Annotated in this window: 16 protein-coding genes; 7 read left to right on the top strand and 9 right to left on the bottom strand. The window is 67.3% G+C overall.

Annotated features, from left to right (window positions below; all coding sequences use genetic code 11):
* Nucleotides 1–81: 81 nt before the first annotated feature.
* The 8 genes from EBL85_RS14860 to EBL85_RS14825 all read right to left on the bottom strand — a co-directional run bounded on the left by EBL85_RS14860 (nt 82) and on the right by EBL85_RS14825 (nt 10,091).
* Nucleotides 82–1,530 (bottom strand): bifunctional 2-methylcitrate dehydratase/aconitate hydratase, encoded by a 1,449-nt coding sequence (locus tag EBL85_RS14860; RefSeq protein WP_123139312.1) that lies wholly within the window; start codon nt 1,528–1,530, stop codon nt 82–84.
* A gap of 159 nt (nt 1,531–1,689) precedes the next feature.
* Nucleotides 1,690–2,844: a 2-methylcitrate synthase gene (prpC, locus tag EBL85_RS14855; RefSeq protein WP_123139313.1), complete on the bottom strand. Its 1,155-nt coding sequence runs from the start codon at nt 2,842–2,844 to the stop codon at nt 1,690–1,692.
* 98 nt (nt 2,845–2,942) lie between these two features.
* The gene (gene prpB / locus EBL85_RS14850; RefSeq protein ID WP_062276915.1) at nt 2,943–3,830 is read right to left on the bottom strand and encodes a methylisocitrate lyase; all 888 of its coding nucleotides are present in this window, start codon (nt 3,828–3,830) and stop codon (nt 2,943–2,945) included.
* 93 nt (nt 3,831–3,923) lie between these two features.
* Nucleotides 3,924–4,601 (bottom strand): GntR family transcriptional regulator, encoded by a 678-nt coding sequence (locus tag EBL85_RS14845; RefSeq protein ID WP_062276918.1) that lies wholly within the window; start codon nt 4,599–4,601, stop codon nt 3,924–3,926.
* 219 nt (nt 4,602–4,820) lie between these two features.
* A complete protein-coding gene (locus tag EBL85_RS14840) occupies nt 4,821–6,716 on the bottom strand; it encodes a propionyl-CoA synthetase (RefSeq protein ID WP_123143307.1) in 1,896 nt (631 codons plus the stop codon).
* A gap of 665 nt (nt 6,717–7,381) precedes the next feature.
* Nucleotides 7,382–8,665: a glutamate-1-semialdehyde 2,1-aminomutase gene (hemL, locus tag EBL85_RS14835; protein WP_062276924.1), complete on the bottom strand. Its 1,284-nt coding sequence runs from the start codon at nt 8,663–8,665 to the stop codon at nt 7,382–7,384.
* Nucleotides 8,665–9,297, bottom strand: coding sequence for a thiamine phosphate synthase (thiE, locus tag EBL85_RS14830; protein WP_123143306.1), 633 nt, complete (start codon nt 9,295–9,297; stop codon nt 8,665–8,667). Before thiE ends, hemL begins: the two co-directional genes overlap by 1 nt.
* Entirely contained in the window at nt 9,294–10,091 is a 798-nt protein-coding gene (locus EBL85_RS14825; RefSeq protein ID WP_123139315.1) for a hydroxymethylpyrimidine/phosphomethylpyrimidine kinase, read from the bottom strand. Before EBL85_RS14825 ends, thiE begins: the two co-directional genes overlap by 4 nt.
* 285 nt (nt 10,092–10,376) lie before the next feature.
* On the opposite strand from EBL85_RS14825, the gene EBL85_RS14820 reads away from it, so the two are divergent.
* The 6 genes from EBL85_RS14820 to erpA all read left to right on the top strand — a co-directional run bounded on the left by EBL85_RS14820 (nt 10,377) and on the right by erpA (nt 14,085).
* On the top strand, nt 10,377–10,541 hold the full coding sequence (locus EBL85_RS14820) for a rubredoxin (protein ID WP_062276931.1): 165 nt from the start codon (nt 10,377–10,379) through the stop codon (nt 10,539–10,541).
* A 73-nt stretch (nt 10,542–10,614) separates the two neighbouring features.
* The gene (locus EBL85_RS14815) at nt 10,615–11,118 is read left to right on the top strand and encodes a DUF5063 domain-containing protein (RefSeq protein ID WP_123139316.1); all 504 of its coding nucleotides are present in this window, start codon (nt 10,615–10,617) and stop codon (nt 11,116–11,118) included.
* 109 nt (nt 11,119–11,227) lie between these two features.
* The gene (locus EBL85_RS14810; protein ID WP_005221723.1) at nt 11,228–11,590 is read left to right on the top strand and encodes an iron-sulfur cluster assembly accessory protein; all 363 of its coding nucleotides are present in this window, start codon (nt 11,228–11,230) and stop codon (nt 11,588–11,590) included.
* Nucleotides 11,591–11,909: 319 nt separating this feature from the next.
* The gene (gene argC / locus EBL85_RS14805; protein ID WP_123143305.1) at nt 11,910–12,941 is read left to right on the top strand and encodes an N-acetyl-gamma-glutamyl-phosphate reductase; all 1,032 of its coding nucleotides are present in this window, start codon (nt 11,910–11,912) and stop codon (nt 12,939–12,941) included.
* Nucleotides 12,942–12,945: 4 nt separating this feature from the next.
* The gene (locus tag EBL85_RS14800; protein WP_123143304.1) at nt 12,946–13,635 is read left to right on the top strand and encodes a DUF6776 family protein; all 690 of its coding nucleotides are present in this window, start codon (nt 12,946–12,948) and stop codon (nt 13,633–13,635) included.
* Between the two features lie 99 nt (nt 13,636–13,734).
* Entirely contained in the window at nt 13,735–14,085 is a 351-nt protein-coding gene (gene erpA, locus EBL85_RS14795) for an iron-sulfur cluster insertion protein ErpA (RefSeq protein ID WP_123139319.1), read from the top strand.
* Nucleotides 14,086–14,091: 6 nt separating this feature from the next.
* Here erpA and EBL85_RS17250 read toward each other — a convergent pair whose 3' ends face one another.
* Nucleotides 14,092–14,286: a hypothetical protein gene (locus EBL85_RS17250; RefSeq protein ID WP_190287863.1), complete on the bottom strand. Its 195-nt coding sequence runs from the start codon at nt 14,284–14,286 to the stop codon at nt 14,092–14,094.
* 258 nt (nt 14,287–14,544) lie between these two features.
* Here EBL85_RS17250 and tyrS point away from each other — a divergent pair, with 258 nt between their 5' ends.
* Nucleotides 14,545–15,747, top strand: coding sequence for a tyrosine--tRNA ligase (gene tyrS / locus EBL85_RS14785; protein WP_123143303.1), 1,203 nt, complete (start codon nt 14,545–14,547; stop codon nt 15,745–15,747).
* The last annotated feature ends 334 nt before the right edge of the window (nt 15,748–16,081 follow it).

Raw genomic sequence — 16,081 nt, 5'->3', positions numbered from 1 at the left:
ATCTCGGGGGGGAGAGAGGGGCGCGGGGTGGCCTCGGCCACCCCGCTCGGGGCGCGCCCCGGCGGGGGCGCGCGACCGGGTTCAGATCATGAACAGGTCCATGAACTGGTGCACCGGGGTCTGCATCAGCTGCTGCTCGTCCTGGCAGAGGTCGTAGATGCGCTGTGCCTGACCCTTGGGGAAGCGGGTCTTGAGTGCGGCGAGGAACTTCGCCTCGAGCACCGGGATGCCCTCGGCGCGACGACGACGGTGACCGATCGGGTACTCGACCTCGACCAGCTCGGTGCTGCTGCCGTCCTTGAAGAAGACCTGCACGGCGTTGGCGATCGAGCGCTTCTCGGGATCGAGGTACTCGGCGGTGTAACGCGGATCCTCGCGCACCACCATCTTCTCACGCAGCGCATCGATGCGCGGATCGGCGGCGACGCCGTCCTCGTAGTCGGCGGCGGTGAGACGACCGTGGATCAGCGGCACGGCGACCATGTACTGCAGGCAGTGGTCGCGGTCGGCCGGGTTGTAGAGCGGGCCGTCCTTGCTGATGATGCGGATCGCCGACTCCTGGGTGACCAGCTCGATGCGCTCGATCTCGTCGATGCGGTCCTTGACCTGGTCGTGCAGGCGCATCGCGCACTCGACCGCGGTCTGGGCGTGGAACTCGGCAGGGAAGCTGATCTTGAACAGGATGTTCTCCATCACATAGCTGCCGTAGTCGCGCTGGAAGGCGAACTTGTTGCCCTTGAACAGCACGTCGTAGAAGCCCCAGGTCGGCGCGCTCAGCACCGAGGGCAGGCCCATCTCGCCACGATCGACCATCATCGCCAGACGCACCGCGCGCGAGCTGGCATCGCCCGCCGCCCACGACTTGCGCGAGCCGGTGTTGGGGGCGTGACGGTAGGTGCGCAGCGCCTGGCCGTCGACCCAGGCCTGCGACAGGGTGTCAATGACCTGGTCGCGATCGGCGCCGAGCATCAGCGCCGAGACCGCCGCCGAGGCCACCTTGACCAGCAGCACGTGGTCGAGACCGACGCGGTTGAAGCTGTTCTCGAGGGCGAGCACGCCCTGGATCTCGTGTGCCTTGACCATGTACTGCAGCACGTCGCCCACGGTCAGGGGCGCGGCGCCGTCGGCCACCGCCTTGCGCGAGAGATAGTCACCGAGACCGAGGATGGCGCCGAGGTTGTCGGAGGGGTGGCCCCACTCGGCGGCGAGCCAGGTGTCGTTGAAGTCGAGCCAGCGGACCATGGCGCCGATGTCCCAGGCGGCCTTGACCGGGTCGAGCTGGAAGGCGGTGCCGGGCACGCGCGAACCGTTGGGCACGGTGGTGCCGGGGACGATGGCGCCGAGGTGCTTGGTGCACTCGGGGTACTGCAGCGCGAGCATGGCGCAGCCGAGCGAGTCCATCAGGCAGTGACGGGCGGTGGTGATGGCCTCGGCCGAGTCGATCTCGGTGTTGCAGACGTAGTCGGCGATGGCGACCAGTTCCTGGTCCGGATCGGGGCGAACGTTGGCGTCGGCGATATGTGCGCTCATTTGAATGAGGTCTCCAGTGGGTTGGGAATGCGGTGGCTTGCAGCCGCCGGCCACCAGCTCCAGCCTCGAGCTGGTAGCTGGTAGCTGGTAGCTGGTAGCTGGTAGCTGGTAGCTGGTAGCTGGTAGCTGGTAGCTGGTAGCTGGTAGCTGGTAGCTGGCTCAGCGCTGCTTGATCGGCAGCCAGTTGAGGTCCTCGGGACCGACATAGTTGGCGCTCGGGCGGATGATCTTGCCGTCCTGGCGCTGCTCGATGACGTGCGCCACCCAGCCGGTGGTCCGCGAGATCACGAAGAAGGGGGTGAACATCGCGGTGGGCACGCCCATCTGCGCGTAGGACACGGCCGAGAACCAGTCGAGGTTGGGGAACATCTTCTTGAGGTCCCACATCACCGTCTCCAGACGCTCGGCGACCTGGAACATGCGCATGTCGCCATTGCCCTCGGCGAGACGCTTGGCCACGGCCTTGATCACCTTGTTGCGCGGATCGGCGATGGTGTAGACCGGGTGGCCGAAGCCGATGATGATCTCCTTGCGTGCGACCCGCTCGGTGATGTCGGCCTCGGCCTCGTCGGCGGTGGCGTAGCGGTTCTGGATGTCGCAGGCGACCTCGTTGGCACCGCCGTGCTTGGGACCGCGCAGCGCGCCGATGGCGCCGGTGATCGCCGAGTAGATGTCGGAGTTGGTGCCGGCGACCACGCGCGAGGTGAAGGTCGAGGCGTTGAACTCGTGCTCGGCGTAGAGGATCAGCGAGGTGTGCATCGCGTGCACCCACTCGTCCGAGGGGGTCTCGCCGTGGAGCAGGTGGAGCAGGTGACCGCCGATCGAATCATCGTCGGTCTCGACCTCGATGCGCCGCCCGTTGTGCGAGAAGTGGTACCAGTACATCAGCATCGAGCCGAAGCTGGCGAGCAGCCGGTCGCCGATGTCGCGTGCGCCGGCCACCGACATGTCGTCCTTCTCCGGCTCGAGGGTGCCGAGCACCGAGCAGCCGGTACGCATCACGTCCATCGGGTGGGCCGAGGGCGGCAGCTGCTCGAGCGCGGTCTTGAGCGCCGCGGGCAGGCCGCGCAGGCTCTTGAGCTTGCGCTTGTAGGCGGCCAGCTCGGCGTGGTTGGGCAGACGCCCGTGGATGAGCAGGTAGGCGATCTCCTCGAACTCGGCCTGGTCGGCGAAGTCGAGGATGTCGTAGCCACGGTAGTGCAGGTCGTTGCCGGTGCGGCCAACGGTGCAGATGGCGGTGTTGCCCGCGGCGGTGCCGGACAGGGCGACGGACTTCTTCGGCTTGGGCAGCTGGGTCTGCGAGGTCTCGGCCATGGTTCTCTCCTCGGATCGGGTTGGCCCCGGACGCGGCGCGTGCGACGGGGCGGGAGACGCTGGCCGAGGCGTGGCCGGGCGTCTCCTGCGTCAGGGATTTACTCGGGTTTGTTCTGCTCGAACAGGGCGTCGAGCTTCTGCTCGAAGGCGTGGTAGCCGAGGTAATCGTAGAGCTCCATGCGGGTCTGCATGGTGTCGATGACGCCGGCCTGGGTGCCCTCGTTGCGGATCGCCTGGTAGACGTTGAGCGCGGCCTTGTTCATGGCGCGGAAGGCCGACAGCGGGTAGAGCACCATGGAGACGCCGACCTCGGCGAGCTCGGTGGTCTTGAACAGCGGGGTGGCGCCGAACTCGGTGATGTTGGCGAGCACCGGGACGTTGACCGCGGCGGTGAACTGACGGTACTGCTCGAGTTCGGTCATCGCCTCGGGGAAGATCATGTCGGCGCCGGCCTCGACACAGGCCACGGCGCGCTCGATGGCGGCGTCCATGCCCTCGACGGCGAGCGCGTCGGTGCGCGCCATGATCACGAAGTCGTCACGGCGTGCGTCGACCGCGGCCTTGATGCGGTCGACCATCTCGGCCTGCGAGACGATCGCCTTGCCCGGACGGTGACCGCAGCGCTTGGCCGCGACCTGGTCCTCGATGTGGCAACCGGCGGCGCCGGCCTGGTTGAGCAGGCGCACGGTGCGGGCGATGTTGAAGGCGCCGCCCCAGCCGGTGTCGGCGTCGACCAGCAGCGGGGTCTGGGTGGCGTCGGTGATGCGGCGCACGTCCTCGAGGACGTTATCGAGGCTGGTCATGCCCAGGTCGGGCAGGCCGTAGGAGCCCGCGGCGACACCGCCGCCGGAGAGATAGATGGCGCGGTAGCCGGTGCGCTCGGCCATCATCGCGTGATAGGCGTTGATTGCGCCGATGATCTGCAGGGGGTTCTCTTCCTGGACCGCGAGTCGCAGTCGTGCGCCGGCCGTCATGGTGTCGCTCATGGTGTTGGGTCTCCTTGAACCGCCCGGACGCGTGCGGCGTCCGTGACTGTGGTGATTTCGATGCGCGGACCCGGCCCGCGGTCGTCGTCCGCGCTATGGGACGAGGCGCCGGGCGATGGCCTCGCGCGAGGCGCGGATGTGGCGACGCATCAGCCACTCCGCCAGCTCGCCGTCGCGCGCCGCGATGGCGTCGACGACGAGTTCGTGCTCCTTGAGCGCGTCCCGCGCCCGCTCGCTCCGCATCCCGAACTGGCAGCGATACATCCGCGCCAGGTGGTAGAGGTCGTTGCAGAGGATGTCGACCAGTCGGCGGTTGCCGCCGCCCTGGACGATGCGGAAGTGGAAATCCAGATCGCCCTCCTCCTGGAAGTAGGTCTGCCAGTCGTCGCGGGCGATGTCGCCGCGATGATGCGCCAGCAGCGCCTTGAGCTCCTCGATCGCGCCCTCCGGCATGCGCTCGGCGGCGATCCGCGCGGCCATGCCCTCGAGCGCCTCGCGCACGTCGTAGATCTCGAGCAGCTGGTCGCTGTTGAGCTGGATCACCCGGGCGCCGACGTTGGCGCGGCGCTCGACCAGCTTGATCGACTCGAGCCGACGCAGCGCCTCGCGCAGCGGCCCGCGGCTGATCCCGTAGCGGGCGGCGAGCACCGGCTCGCTGATCTTGCTGCCCGCGGGGATGCCGCCCTCGACGATCGCCTGACGCATCTGGTCGAAGATGCGATCGGCGATGGTGGAGCTGGGCTCGGTTGAGGCGTTGGAGGCCTTTGTCATCTGGATTGTCGACACTTCAACAGAATGACAGCGAAGATAGCGTGTTTTTTATCGATGTCAATCCTGATTGTCGACAATGCTGCGGATTGAGCAGGCTGATAGTCGATCTTGTCGGGCGTGTTGGGGAGGGGCGGACGGAGGAGCTGTGGCGTGGGGTGCGCCGCCCGGTGGGGCGGGCGGCGCACGCGACCGTCCGTGCGGACGGTCGTCGCGGGGGGATCAGTCGTGACGGCCGTAGCCGATGGCGCTGAGCGAGCTGGTGATCTCGTCGAGGATCGAGGGGTCGTCGATGGTTGCCGGCTGCTTGTAGGTGGTGCCGTCGGCGATCGCCTTCATGGTGCCGCGCAGGATCTTGCCCGAGCGGGTCTTGGGCAGACGCTCGACCACGGCAACGGTCTTGAACGCCGCGACCGGACCGATCTGTTCGCGCACCAGCTTGACCAACTCCTTCTTGATCGTGTCGTGATCGCGCTCGACCCCGGACTTGAGCACCACCAGGCCGAGCGGCAGCTCGCCCTTGAGCTCGTCGGCGGCGCCGATCACCGCGCACTCGGCGACATCCGGGTGCGAGGCGAGCACGCCCTCCATCGCGCCGGTCGAGAGCCGGTGACCGGCGACGTTGATGATGTCGTCGATACGGCTCATCACGAAGACGTAGCCGTCCTCGTCGAGATAGCCGGCGTCGCCGGTGAGGTAGTAGCCCGGCTCGGCCGAGAGGTAGGACTGGACGTAGCGGGTGTCGTTGCCCCACAGGGTCGACAGACAGCCGGGCGGCAGCGGCAGCCTCACCATGATCCGGCCGATGTTGCCCGGTTTGACCGGCTCGCCCTCGTCGTCGAGTACCTGGATGTCGTAGCCGGGGACGGCGCAGGTCGGCGAGCCGGCCTTGACCGGGAGCTGCTCGATGCCGATGCAGTTGGCCGCGATCGCCCAACCGGTCTCGGTCTGCCACCAGTGGTCGATCACCGGGCGCTTGAGGATGTCCTCGGCCCAGTGCAGGGTGTCGGGGTCGCAACGCTCGCCGGCGAGGAACAGCGCGCTCAGCGAGCTGGTGTCGTAGCGCCCGAGATGCTCGGCCTTGGGGTCGGCGCCCTTGATCGCGCGGAAGGCGGTCGGCGCGGTGAACAGCACCTTGACCTTGTGCTCCTCGATCACCCGCCAGAAGGCGCCGGCATCCGGGGTGCCGACCGGCTTGCCCTCGTAGACCACGGTGGTGCAGCCGCGCAGCAGCGGGGCGTAGACGATGTAGGAGTGACCCACCACCCAGCCGACGTCGGAGGCGGCCCAGAACACCTCGCCGGGCTGGACGTCGTAGATGTTGCCCATGCTCCAGGCCAGCGCTACGGCGTGACCGCCGTTGTCGCGCACCACGCCCTTGGGCTGGCCGGTGGTGCCGGAGGTGTAGAGGATGTAGAGCGGGTCGGTGGCGGCCACCGAGACGCAATCGGCCGGCTCGGCGGCGTCGAGCGCCTCGGCCCAGCCGAGGTCGCGACCCTCGACCAGGGTGCCGGGCTCCTCGGGGCGCTGCAGCACGAGGCAGTGCTCGGGCTTGTGGGTGGAGAGTTCGATCGCCTCGTCGAGCAGCGGCTTGTAGTGCACCACGCGGTTGGGCTCGATGCCGCAGGAGGCGGCGACGATCATCTTCGGCTTGGCGTCATCGATGCGGGTGGCCAGCTCGTGCGAGGAGAAGCCGCCGAACACCACCGAGTGGATGGCGCCGATGCGCGCGCAGCCGAGCATGGCGATCAGCGCCTCGGCCACCATCGGCATGTAGATGATCACCCGGTCGCCCTTGGTCACGCCCTGCGCCTGCAGCGCGCCGGCCATCTTCGCGACCTGCTGCTGCAGCTCGGCGTAGGTGATCACCCGCTTGCTGCCGGTCACCGGGCTGTCGTGGATGATCGCCGCCTGGTCGCCGCGACCGGCGATCACATGACGGTCCACCGCGTTGTAGCAGGTGTTCATCATCGCGCCACTGAACCAGCGGTAGAAGGGCTTGTTGGCGTCGTCGAGCACCTTGTCCCACGGCTTGTCCCAGTCGATGAGGCTGGCCGCCTCCGCCCAGAAGGCCTCGGGGTCTTTCATCGAATGCTTGTAGACGCTCTGATAGTCCATCGCTCTATCCTCTGTGTTGAGATCTGGGCCTCCACTACATCGATGGAAGGCCTCGTGGAACTCGATGCGTGGCGACATTAGTGCCGTGTAAACGAATTTGCAATCATTCCGTCAATGACTGCAGGTCGCGCCCGAGAGGCTGTCGAGGTCGTTGATGAGTGAATTAGCAAAGCGAATATTTCGTATAGGGCGAAGGGGGTTGATCTCTGTTCTGGACCCGGTTATATCGCGCGCGAAAGCCTGTACGATGAATTTATATTGCTGTTTTTATGGCGATTTTTTAAGGCTTTCGGTAGCTGCTGAATTGTCGTGAGCGGCGGCGGTGATGATTCGTGCCGTGACCGTCCGGCATGTCACCCTGAGTGGATTGAGGTGTGTGCGTCGGCGCTGGGCTCGAGGGCGTGTTTCATTCGCCTGGAGGCCGGTCTTTTCGAGGCGCTGTCAGCGGATCGTGTTGATGGCCGGGAAGGGAGGTCTGTCGCGGTGTTTTCGTTTCGTGTCCGCGTCGCGCTTCGTTCGGTGCGCGCGGTTGCGTTGCGTGTGCGTGTGGCGGTCGCGGCAGTTGCCGGGGCGCGGTGGTTCGGCTGCCGGTGTCGGGTGGGGTTTGGCGGTGAGAAGACCCGGACAGGCGGGGCCCGTCCGGGTGAGGGGGCGGTCGCCCCGGGTCAGCCGGCGATCTCGGCGAACACCTCGGCGGCGGCGTCGAGGGTGGCCTGGATCTCGGCCTCGCCGTGCTTGATCGAGACGAAGCCGGCCTCGAAGGCCGAGGGCGCGAGATAGACGCCGCGCTCGAGCATGCCGTGGAAGAAGGCCTTGAAGTGCTCCTGGTTGCAGGCGGTCGCCTGGTCGAAGCCGGTGACCGGCTCGGCGCTGAAGAACAGGCCGAACATGGCGCCCGCCTGGTTGGTGGTGAAGGGCACCCCGGCGGCGGCGGCGCGCTCGCGCAGGCCGGCGAGCAGCTCGCTGGTGGTGGCGGTGAGACGGTCGTAGAAGCCCGGCTCGCTGATCAGCTCGAGGGTCTTGAGGCCCGCGGCCATGGCGATCGGATTACCCGAGAGGGTGCCGGCCTGGTAGACCGGGCCGACCGGGGAGACGTGCTCCATGATCTCGCGCTTGCCGCCGAAGGCGCCGACCGGCATGCCGCCGCCGATGACCTTGCCGAGGGTGGTGAGGTCGGGGGTGACGCCGAAGTGGCCCTGGGCGCCGCCGAGCGAGACGCGGAAGCCGCTCATCACCTCGTCGAAGATCAGCACCGCGCCGTGCTCGGTGCAGACCTCGCGCAGACCCTCGAGGAAGCCCGGCAGCGGCGGGATGCAGTTCATGTTGCCGGCGACCGGCTCGACGATGATGCAGGCGATCTCGGAGCCGATCTCGGCGAAGGTCTCGCGCACCGCCGCGATGTCGTTGTAGGGCAGGGTGATGGTCAGCTCGGCGAGTGCGGCGGGGACGCCGGGGGAGTTGGGCTCACCGAAGGTCAGGGCGCCGGAGCCGGCCTTGACCAGCAGCGAGTCGACGTGACCGTGGTAGCAGCCCTCGAACTTCACCACCTTGTCGCGACCGGTGTAGCCGCGTGCCAGGCGCAGCGCGCTCATCGTCGCCTCGGTGCCGGAGCTGACCATGCGCACCATCTCCATGCTCGGCACCAGCTCGCAGACGGTGTCGGCCATCTGGGTCTCGACCTCGGTCGGGGCGCCGAAGGACAGGCCCTTGCGCATCCGCTCCTCGACCGCGCCGAGCACCTCGGGGTGGGCGTGGCCGAGGATCATCGGGCCCCAGGAGCCGACATAGTCGACATAGCGCTTGCCGTCGGCGTCGTAGGCGTAGGCGCCCTCGGCGCGCTCGAAGAACACCGGGTCGCCACCGACGCCTCGGAACGCGCGCACCGGCGAGTTGACGCCGCCGGGGATGTGGCGCTGCGCGGCTTCGAAGAGTTCATGGGATCGGCTCATCAGGATGACTCCTTGGGGAACAGTGAGGTGTAGGCGCGGGCCGCGACGGCGACATCGGGCGCCGCGAAGACTCCGCTGACGACGGCGAGCATGTCCGCTCCCGCCGCGATCAGCAAACCGCCATTTTGTGGCGTGATCCCACCGATCGCAACTCGCGGCAGCGGGATCTCGCGCCGTGCGGCGTCGAGCAGTTCGGGGGTGGCGCGTACCGCCGCGGGCTTGGTCGGCGAGGCGAAGAAGCTGCCGAAGGCGACATAGCTCGCGCCCGCCGCCGCCGCCCGGCGGGCGCGCTCGAGCGCGTCGTAGCAGGAGACGCCGATGATCGCCCCCTCGCCGAGCAAGGCGCGCGCGGCGCGCGGGTCGCCGTCGTCGCGCCCGAGATGGACGCCATCGGCGTGGATGCGTGCGGCGAGCGCGAGGTCGTCGTTGATGATCAGTCGCGCGCCGCCGGCGCGGCAGCAGTCGAGCAGGGCGCGGGCCTGCTGCTCGCGCGCCCGCGCATCCGTCCCCTTGTCGCGAAACTGGATCAGCCGCGCACCGCCGGCGATGGCCTCGGCCACGCGCTCGGTGAGCGGGCGCGGGTGCGGGGCGGTGGGGGTGATGGCATAGAGCCCGTGCAACGCCTGGCTCATGGGTGCGACTGTGCGTAGAAGCGGTTGGGGGTGAGCTGGCAGCGCCCGGTGCGGAAGGCCTGATCGAGTGCGTTCCAGGTGTACTCCTGGGCCGCGGTCACCGCATCGACCATCGACTCGCCCCTGGCCAGGCGCACGGCGATGGCACTCGCCAGGGTGCAGCCGGAGCCGTGGTATTCGCCGGGGAGGCGTGGCCAGTCCCACTGGTGACGCGCGCCGCTGCGACCGTAGAGACGATTGGTGACATGCTCGGTGGTGTCGTGGGTGCCGGTGATCAACACCCAGCGCGCACCGCTGCCGAGCAGCCGTTCGGCGCATCGCGCCGGGTCCTGGAGGTCGGTGAGGGTGCGCGCCTCGGGCAGGTTGGGGGTCACCAGGGTGCTGCGTGCGATCAGGTTATGGCGCAGCTGGTTGAGCACCGCGGCGTCGGCGACACGCTGGCCGGTCCCCGAGGCGAGCACCGGGTCGAGCACCAGCGGCAGCTCGGGGTGCTCGTCGGCGAGGGTGGAGATCACGCGGACCGCGCGCGAGCTGCCGAGCAGCCCGACCTTGATCGCGCGCGGCGCGCTGTCGGCGATCAGGGTGCGGCACTGGGCCTCGAGCTGCTCGGCCGGCTGGGCGTGGATGGCGCGCACGCCGCAGGTGTCCTGGTCGGTCAGCGCGCTGATCGCGCTCACCGCGAAGCCGCCGTGCGCGGCGATCGTTTCGGCATCGGCCATGATGCCGGCGCCGCCGCTCGGGTCGTGGCCGCCGATACAGAGCACCACCGCCCGCTCAGGGCTGTCATTGATCATTCGAGATATCTCCGCGAGAGGCCCGGTGTCGATGCGCCGGGCGTGATGACGACGATTGCCCGGCGAATCTGCGCCCGGCGGCGATCAGGGGCATGATCAGCCGCCGATCGATGGTGATCGCGAGCGCGTCGCGGGCACGGTCCCGAACCCGTCGGGACGGTCGTCGACGTTGAAAACCGCGGGGTCTCCCCCGATTGTGTCTGGCAGTATTTAACCGCGCGTGCTGGCCGGGTGTCGACACCATGGCCGCTCGGTGCGCGGAGTAGCCTGAGGTCGTACACCCCGATGAAGACCTATCTCTGTATTGTCTGTGGACTGATCTACGACGAGGCCGAGGGCTGGCCCGAGGACGGCATCCCGCCCGGCACCCGCTGGGCCGATGTCCCGGCCGACTGGCGCTGCCCCGAGTGCGGCGCCGGCAAGGAGGATTTCGAGATGGTCGAGGTGTGAGGATCGCGTCCTGATCGAAGGGGTTGGATCAAGTTGGGGTCACTTGGCCGCATTCTCGGCTACACTCCTTGGCATGGAAGTCCTCACCCGCCCATCGCCCGTCTCCGAAGCGCCCTGCGGCGAGCTCGTCTCGCTGGTGCGCCGTTACTGCAGCCTGATCGAGTCATCGACCCGTGGTCGGCTGCACTGGCTGCCCGAGTTGGCGGTGCTGCTGCCCAGGCTGCATGCGCTCATCGCCCCGTTGAGCGCGGCTGGACTGGGTGCCGGTCACGTGCCGCCGGTCGATCTCGATGCCCGCTTCGAGCTCTTCTCCCATCTGCGCCGATTGCTCGCCGATCTTGACGGTTACTGGCTCGAGTTCGATCTCGCCAGTGAGGGGCGCGAGGCCATGTCCGGCAGCCTCGCCGATGACCTGACCGACATCTACTGCGAACTCAAGGCCGGACTCTGTGCCTACGACGAGGACCCGGAGTGGGCGTTGGCGGCCTGGTGCGCGGGTTATGAGCTGCACTGGTCGCGTCATCTGCTCGACGCCGAGCGTCATCTCTCCATGCTGATCGCCGACGGTCGGCTCTGAGCGGGGCCCCCGATCGCTTGAGGCCGGGCGCGCTTGCTGGATGCCCCTGAGTGCTTTTGCTATGCTCAAGAACTATTTTTCCGTTTTCTGAAGAAGAGGTTCGCCCCACATGTCCGCAGCGCTCACCGACGCGGAGCTGACCCTGACGGCACCGGCCCAGGCGAAGATGCAGGAGTTGTTCTCACAGGTCGACGCGACCGTGCAGGGGGTTCGCGTGTTCGCCTCGCCCGGCGGTTGCAGCGGCGTCAGCTTCGGCATGACCTTCACCGATGCCATCAACGACAACGATGGCGTGCTCGAGTGCGACGGCTTCAAGGTCGTGGTCGACGATGGCACGCTGGAGTATCTTCGCGGCGTCGAGATCGACTTCTCCGATGATGGCGAAGGCACCGCGACCTTCGTCTTCAACAACCTCCCCCAGGTCCAGGGCGGTGGTTGCTCCAGCTGTGGTTCCGGCAGCGGTTGCAGCTGATCCCGTCCCGGATCCGCTGGTGCCGGCCCCGCCCGGCACTCGCGAGGCCGCCTTCCGGCGGCCTTTGCGCCGAACCCGTCAGGCGAGCACCCCCCCGGGTGCGTCACCAGTCCGTCGGTCGCGCTGCCGCGATCGGCGTGACGCCGATCCCCGCGCGTTCCGTCCTCGCCCGATCATCGATGCGGCGAGGTCCGGTGTCCCCGGTCGTCGTCCTTCCCGCCGTCGGGCCGGATCGATGGCGTGGGTCACCGCCCGCTGTCCTCTATAAGGATTCTCGTCGTGCGCGGCCCCTCGCTGGTCCGTGCATGGAGGCTTGAGCATGTTTAAGGTTGGAATCGTTGGTGGTACCGGTTACACCGGTGCCGAGCTGCTGCGCATCCTGGCGCGTCACCCCGAGGTGGAGATCGCGGTCATCACCTCTCGCGGCGAGGCCGGGCTGCCGGTCGCCGAGCTCTTCCCCCATCTGCGCGGTCATGTCGACCTGTGCTTCAGCGCGCCCGATGCCGAGACCCTCGGCGGCTGCGATCTGGTGTTCTTCGCCACCCCCAACGGCACGGCGATGACGCTGGTGCCGGAGCTGTTGGCGCGCGGGACCCGGGTGGTCGATCTCGCCGCCGACTTCCGCATCAAGGACATCGCCGAGTGGGAGCGTTGGTACGGTATGTCGCACGCCTGTCCCGAGCTGGTGGCCGAGGCCGTCTACGGTCTGCCCGAGGTCAACCGCGCGGCGATCCGCGAGGCGCGTCTGGTGGCCAATCCCGGCTGCTACCCGACGGCGGTGACGCTGGGTCTGCTGCCGCTGCTCGAGGCCGGTGTGGTCGATCCGTCGTGGCTGATCGCCGACGGCAAATCGGGGGTCAGCGGCGCCGGGCGCAAGGCCAACGTCGGTCAGCTGATGGCCGAGGTCGGCGAGAGCTTCAAGGCCTATGCCGCCGGTGGTCATCGCCATGGCCCGGAGATCACCCAGAACCTGAACGCCGCCGCCGCTTCGCCGGTCAACCTCACCTTCGTGCCCCATCTGGTGCCGATGGTGCGCGGTATCGAAGCGACGCTCTATGCCCGCGAACTCGAGCCCGGCCGGGATCTCGAGGCGATCTATGCGCGCCGCTATGCCGACGAGCCCTTCGTCGACCTGATGCCGGCCGGCTCGCACCCCGAGACCCGTACCGTGCGTGGCTCCAACCTGTGCCGTATCGCCGTCACCCGTCAGGGCGACTCGGGGGTGGTCGTGGTCCAGTCGGTGATCGACAACCTGGTCAAGGGCGCGGCCGGTCAGGCGGTGCAGAACATGAACCTGATGCTCGGGCTCGACGAGTCGCTCGGGCTCGATGCCCTGGCGCTGCTGCCCTGAGCCAATGACGAGCCGTGGCGAGCGCTCGGCCCGTGGGTTCGCGCTGCTGGCGTGTCTGTTCTTCATCGCGCTCGCCTGCGGCGTCGGTTACGAACTCGGTCGCATCCCGGCGCGCACCGAGCTCGGCCCGGAGCTGGCCAGGCTCGCGGTCGAGCGCGAGACGCTGGCCCGCGAACTCGATGCGGCGCGCCAGCAGGCGCTGATCCTCGAACGCGACCGGACGATCGAGCGCGAGACGGTGCGGGTGCTGCAGTCGCGCCTGGAGGCGGCACAGGATGCGCGGCTCGAGCAGGCGCGCGAACTCTCCTATCTCAAGCGTCTGCTGCAGGCCGGTGACAAGGGGGCGGTTCGCGCACACGATCTGCGGCTGTCGGCGCAATCGCAGCCGCGTCGCTATGGCTATGACTTCCTGCTCACCCAGCTCGTCGACGGGGTGGGGCAGGTCGAGGGGCGGGTGGTGCTGGTCATCGAGGGGGTGCGCGGCGATGAGCCGGCGCGGTTGCGACTCGATGAGCTGACTGCCGAGCCGGCGACGATCGGCATGGACTTCGAACACTATCAGCACTGCTCGGGCTGGTTCATGCTGCCCGAGGGCTTCGCCCCGCAGCTGGTGGTGATCCAGATCGAGCCGGATGGCGAGCGCCTGGCTGCGACCAGCGCCTCCTTCCCCTGGCCGCTGGAGCTGATCGACTGACCCGGCGCTGGGCGCTGCCGTGTCCGGCGCGTGGTTGAACCTGCTCCCGGCGGGACGCATCTCGGCAGACATCACCATCATCACGAGGATGTCCATGTCATGAGCGCCGATGCCGCTACCGATGCCCCACTGGTCTTCACCACGTCGGCCGCCTCGAAGGTGGCGGAGCTGATCGCCGAGGAGGGCAACCCGGGGCTGATGCTGCGCGTCTATATCCAGGGCGGCGGCTGTTCCGGCTTCCAGTATGGCTTCGCCTTCGAGGAGCGTACCGAGGACGGCGACACCGAGGTCGTCACCGACGGCGTCAAGCTGCTCGTCGATCCGATGAGCATGCAATATCTGATGGGGGCCGAGATCGACTATACCGAGGGGCTGCACGGCGCCCAGTTCGTGATCCGCAACCCCAATGCCTCAACCACCTGCGGCTGCGGGTCGTCGTTCTCGGCCTGAGTGCGGTCAGCGCGGGGCGGTCGTCGTCCCGCTCTGCGGGAGTTCGGTCAGCTCGGCCTGCAGCGGCGGCAGCTCCAGCGGGATGACGCGCGCGTCGGTGTCGACCGCCTGGGGCTGGCCCTGAGGCATGTGCTCGAACCACCAGTAGGCACCATAACCAGCGCCCCCGACCACCGTGAGCAACAGCAGGATCGGGAACACGCGTGGTCCGCGTCTGCGGCGGGGGCGAAGCGGGATATCGCTCTGCCTGAATTTGTAGTCGCGCATAATATCTTTTATTTACAATGATGTAGGGCTTTATTTTCGAGTCCTAGTGTAGTCCCAAAGAACGGCTTCTCACAAGGATGGGTGCGCCCGTGCCCGGTCGGTAGCGATTGCGCTTGAGTCCCCCTGGGTGGCGTCGTAGGCTCTTCTCTTTGCGCCTCAAGGGCGCGCCACAGCTGAGAAGACACGATAACGATGGAAGCACTCGACCACGCCCTCGCGCTCATCAAGCGCGGTACCGATGAGATCCTCGTCGAGGATCTGTTGCGCAAGAAGCTCGCGCGTGGAGGGTCGCTACGCATCAAGGCCGGGTTCGATCCCACCGCGCCCGACCTGCACCTCGGCCACACCGTGCTGATCAACAAGCTGCGTCAGTTCCAGGATCTCGGCCACGAGGTGCTGTTCCTGATCGGCGACTTCACCGGCATGATCGGCGACCCCAGCGGCAAGAGCGCCACTCGCCCGCCGCTCACCCGCGAGCAGATCATGGAGAATGCCGCTACCTATCGCGAGCAGGTGTTCAAGATCCTCGACCCCGAGCGCACCCAGGTCGTCTTCAACTCGCAGTGGATGGACGAGCTCGGCGCCGCCGGCCTGATCCAGATCGCCGCGCGGCACACCGTTGCACGCATGCTCGAGCGCGATGACTTCGCCAAGCGCTACAAGGGTGGTCAGCCGATCGCCGTGCACGAGTTCCTCTATCCGCTGATCCAGGGCTATGACTCCTGCCAACTCAAGGCTGACGTCGAGCTCGGCGGTACCGATCAGAAGTTCAACCTGCTGGTGGGGCGTCAGCTCCAGGAAAGCTTCGGCCAGGAGCCGCAGGTGGCGATCACCGTACCGATCCTCGAGGGGCTCGATGGTGTGCAGAAGATGTCGAAGTCGCTCGGCAACTACATCGGCATCACCGATGCGCCGGGAGAGATGTTCGGCAAGATCATGTCGGTGTCCGACACCCTGATGTGGCGTTACTTCGTGCTGCTCAGTCGGCGTGAGATGGCCGAGATCGAGGGGTGGCAGCGCGCGGTCGAGGAGGGGGCCAATCCGCGTGACATCAAGTTCGAGCTCGCGCTCGAGCTGGTCGGGCGTTTCCATGGCCAAGAAGCGGCGCGTCGTGCCCAGGAAGAGTTCATCGCGCGCTTCCAGAAGGGAGCGATGCCCGAGGAGATCGAATCGCTGACGGTGGCTCCGCAGGACGATGATGCCCTGCCGGTCGCCAACCTGCTCAAGGAGGCCGGGCTGGTGAAGAGTACCTCCGAGGCGATCCGCATGATCGGCCAGGGCGCGGTGCGCATCGACGGCGAGCGCATCGAGGATCCGCGTCTGGCTTGTGTCTCGGGCAGTGAGCACGTCTACCAAGTGGGCAAGCGGCGCTTCGCGCGCGTGCGCGTTTCCTAAGATGGCCGGAAGGCCTATCCCGGGTCATGGAAGGCCGGGATAGGTTTTTTCAAAAAAAGTGTTGACGTTTTTCGAGAAGAGTCTAAAATGCGCAGCTCGCTCAGGGCAGAGCGGCTCGGATCACCAACCGATTCGGGGTTGACCGAAAAAAAGACGGTTGACACGGAATACGGAATCCAGTTTAATAGGCGGCTCGCAACGGATCGTGAGCAACCAGCCGGAAACGGCAGCGAAAAAAGGACTTGACAGACTGACTTTTTACTTTAAAATAGTCGGTCTTCGCAGCACGAAACGCTGCAACAGATCTTTAACAAAACGTTTGGATAACTTGTGT

This window comes from Marichromatium sp. AB32 (assembly GCF_003718675.1).
Classification (GTDB): domain Bacteria; phylum Pseudomonadota; class Gammaproteobacteria; order Chromatiales; family Chromatiaceae; genus Marichromatium; species Marichromatium gracile.
Note: the sequence above shows the minus strand (reverse complement) of the source record. Positions and strands in the feature narration are given on the sequence as shown.

Bases quoted from the DNA above. Each gene is read 5' to 3' on its own strand.
- EBL85_RS14860 (WP_123139312.1), bottom strand. From the start codon at position 1,530: ATGAGCGCACATATCGCCGACGCCAACGTTCGCCCCGATCCGGACCAG.
- prpC (WP_123139313.1), bottom strand. From the start codon at position 2,844: ATGGCCGAGACCTCGCAGACCCAGCTGCCCAAGCCGAAGAAGTCCGTC.
- prpB (WP_062276915.1), bottom strand. From the start codon at position 3,830: ATGAGCGACACCATGACGGCCGGCGCACGACTGCGACTCGCGGTCCAG.
- EBL85_RS14845 (WP_062276918.1), bottom strand. From the start codon at position 4,601: ATGACAAAGGCCTCCAACGCCTCAACCGAGCCCAGCTCCACCATCGCC.
- EBL85_RS14840 (WP_123143307.1), bottom strand. From the start codon at position 6,716: ATGGACTATCAGAGCGTCTACAAGCATTCGATGAAAGACCCCGAGGCC.
- hemL (WP_062276924.1), bottom strand. From the start codon at position 8,665: ATGAGCCGATCCCATGAACTCTTCGAAGCCGCGCAGCGCCACATCCCC.
- thiE (WP_123143306.1), bottom strand. From the start codon at position 9,297: ATGAGCCAGGCGTTGCACGGGCTCTATGCCATCACCCCCACCGCCCCG.
- EBL85_RS14825 (WP_123139315.1), bottom strand. From the start codon at position 10,091: ATGATCAATGACAGCCCTGAGCGGGCGGTGGTGCTCTGTATCGGCGGC.
- EBL85_RS14820 (WP_062276931.1), top strand. From the start codon at position 10,377: ATGAAGACCTATCTCTGTATTGTCTGTGGACTGATCTACGACGAGGCC.
- EBL85_RS14815 (WP_123139316.1), top strand. From the start codon at position 10,615: ATGGAAGTCCTCACCCGCCCATCGCCCGTCTCCGAAGCGCCCTGCGGC.
- EBL85_RS14810 (WP_005221723.1), top strand. From the start codon at position 11,228: ATGTCCGCAGCGCTCACCGACGCGGAGCTGACCCTGACGGCACCGGCC.
- argC (WP_123143305.1), top strand. From the start codon at position 11,910: ATGTTTAAGGTTGGAATCGTTGGTGGTACCGGTTACACCGGTGCCGAG.
- EBL85_RS14800 (WP_123143304.1), top strand. From the start codon at position 12,946: ATGACGAGCCGTGGCGAGCGCTCGGCCCGTGGGTTCGCGCTGCTGGCG.
- erpA (WP_123139319.1), top strand. From the start codon at position 13,735: ATGAGCGCCGATGCCGCTACCGATGCCCCACTGGTCTTCACCACGTCG.
- tyrS (WP_123143303.1), top strand. From the start codon at position 14,545: ATGGAAGCACTCGACCACGCCCTCGCGCTCATCAAGCGCGGTACCGAT.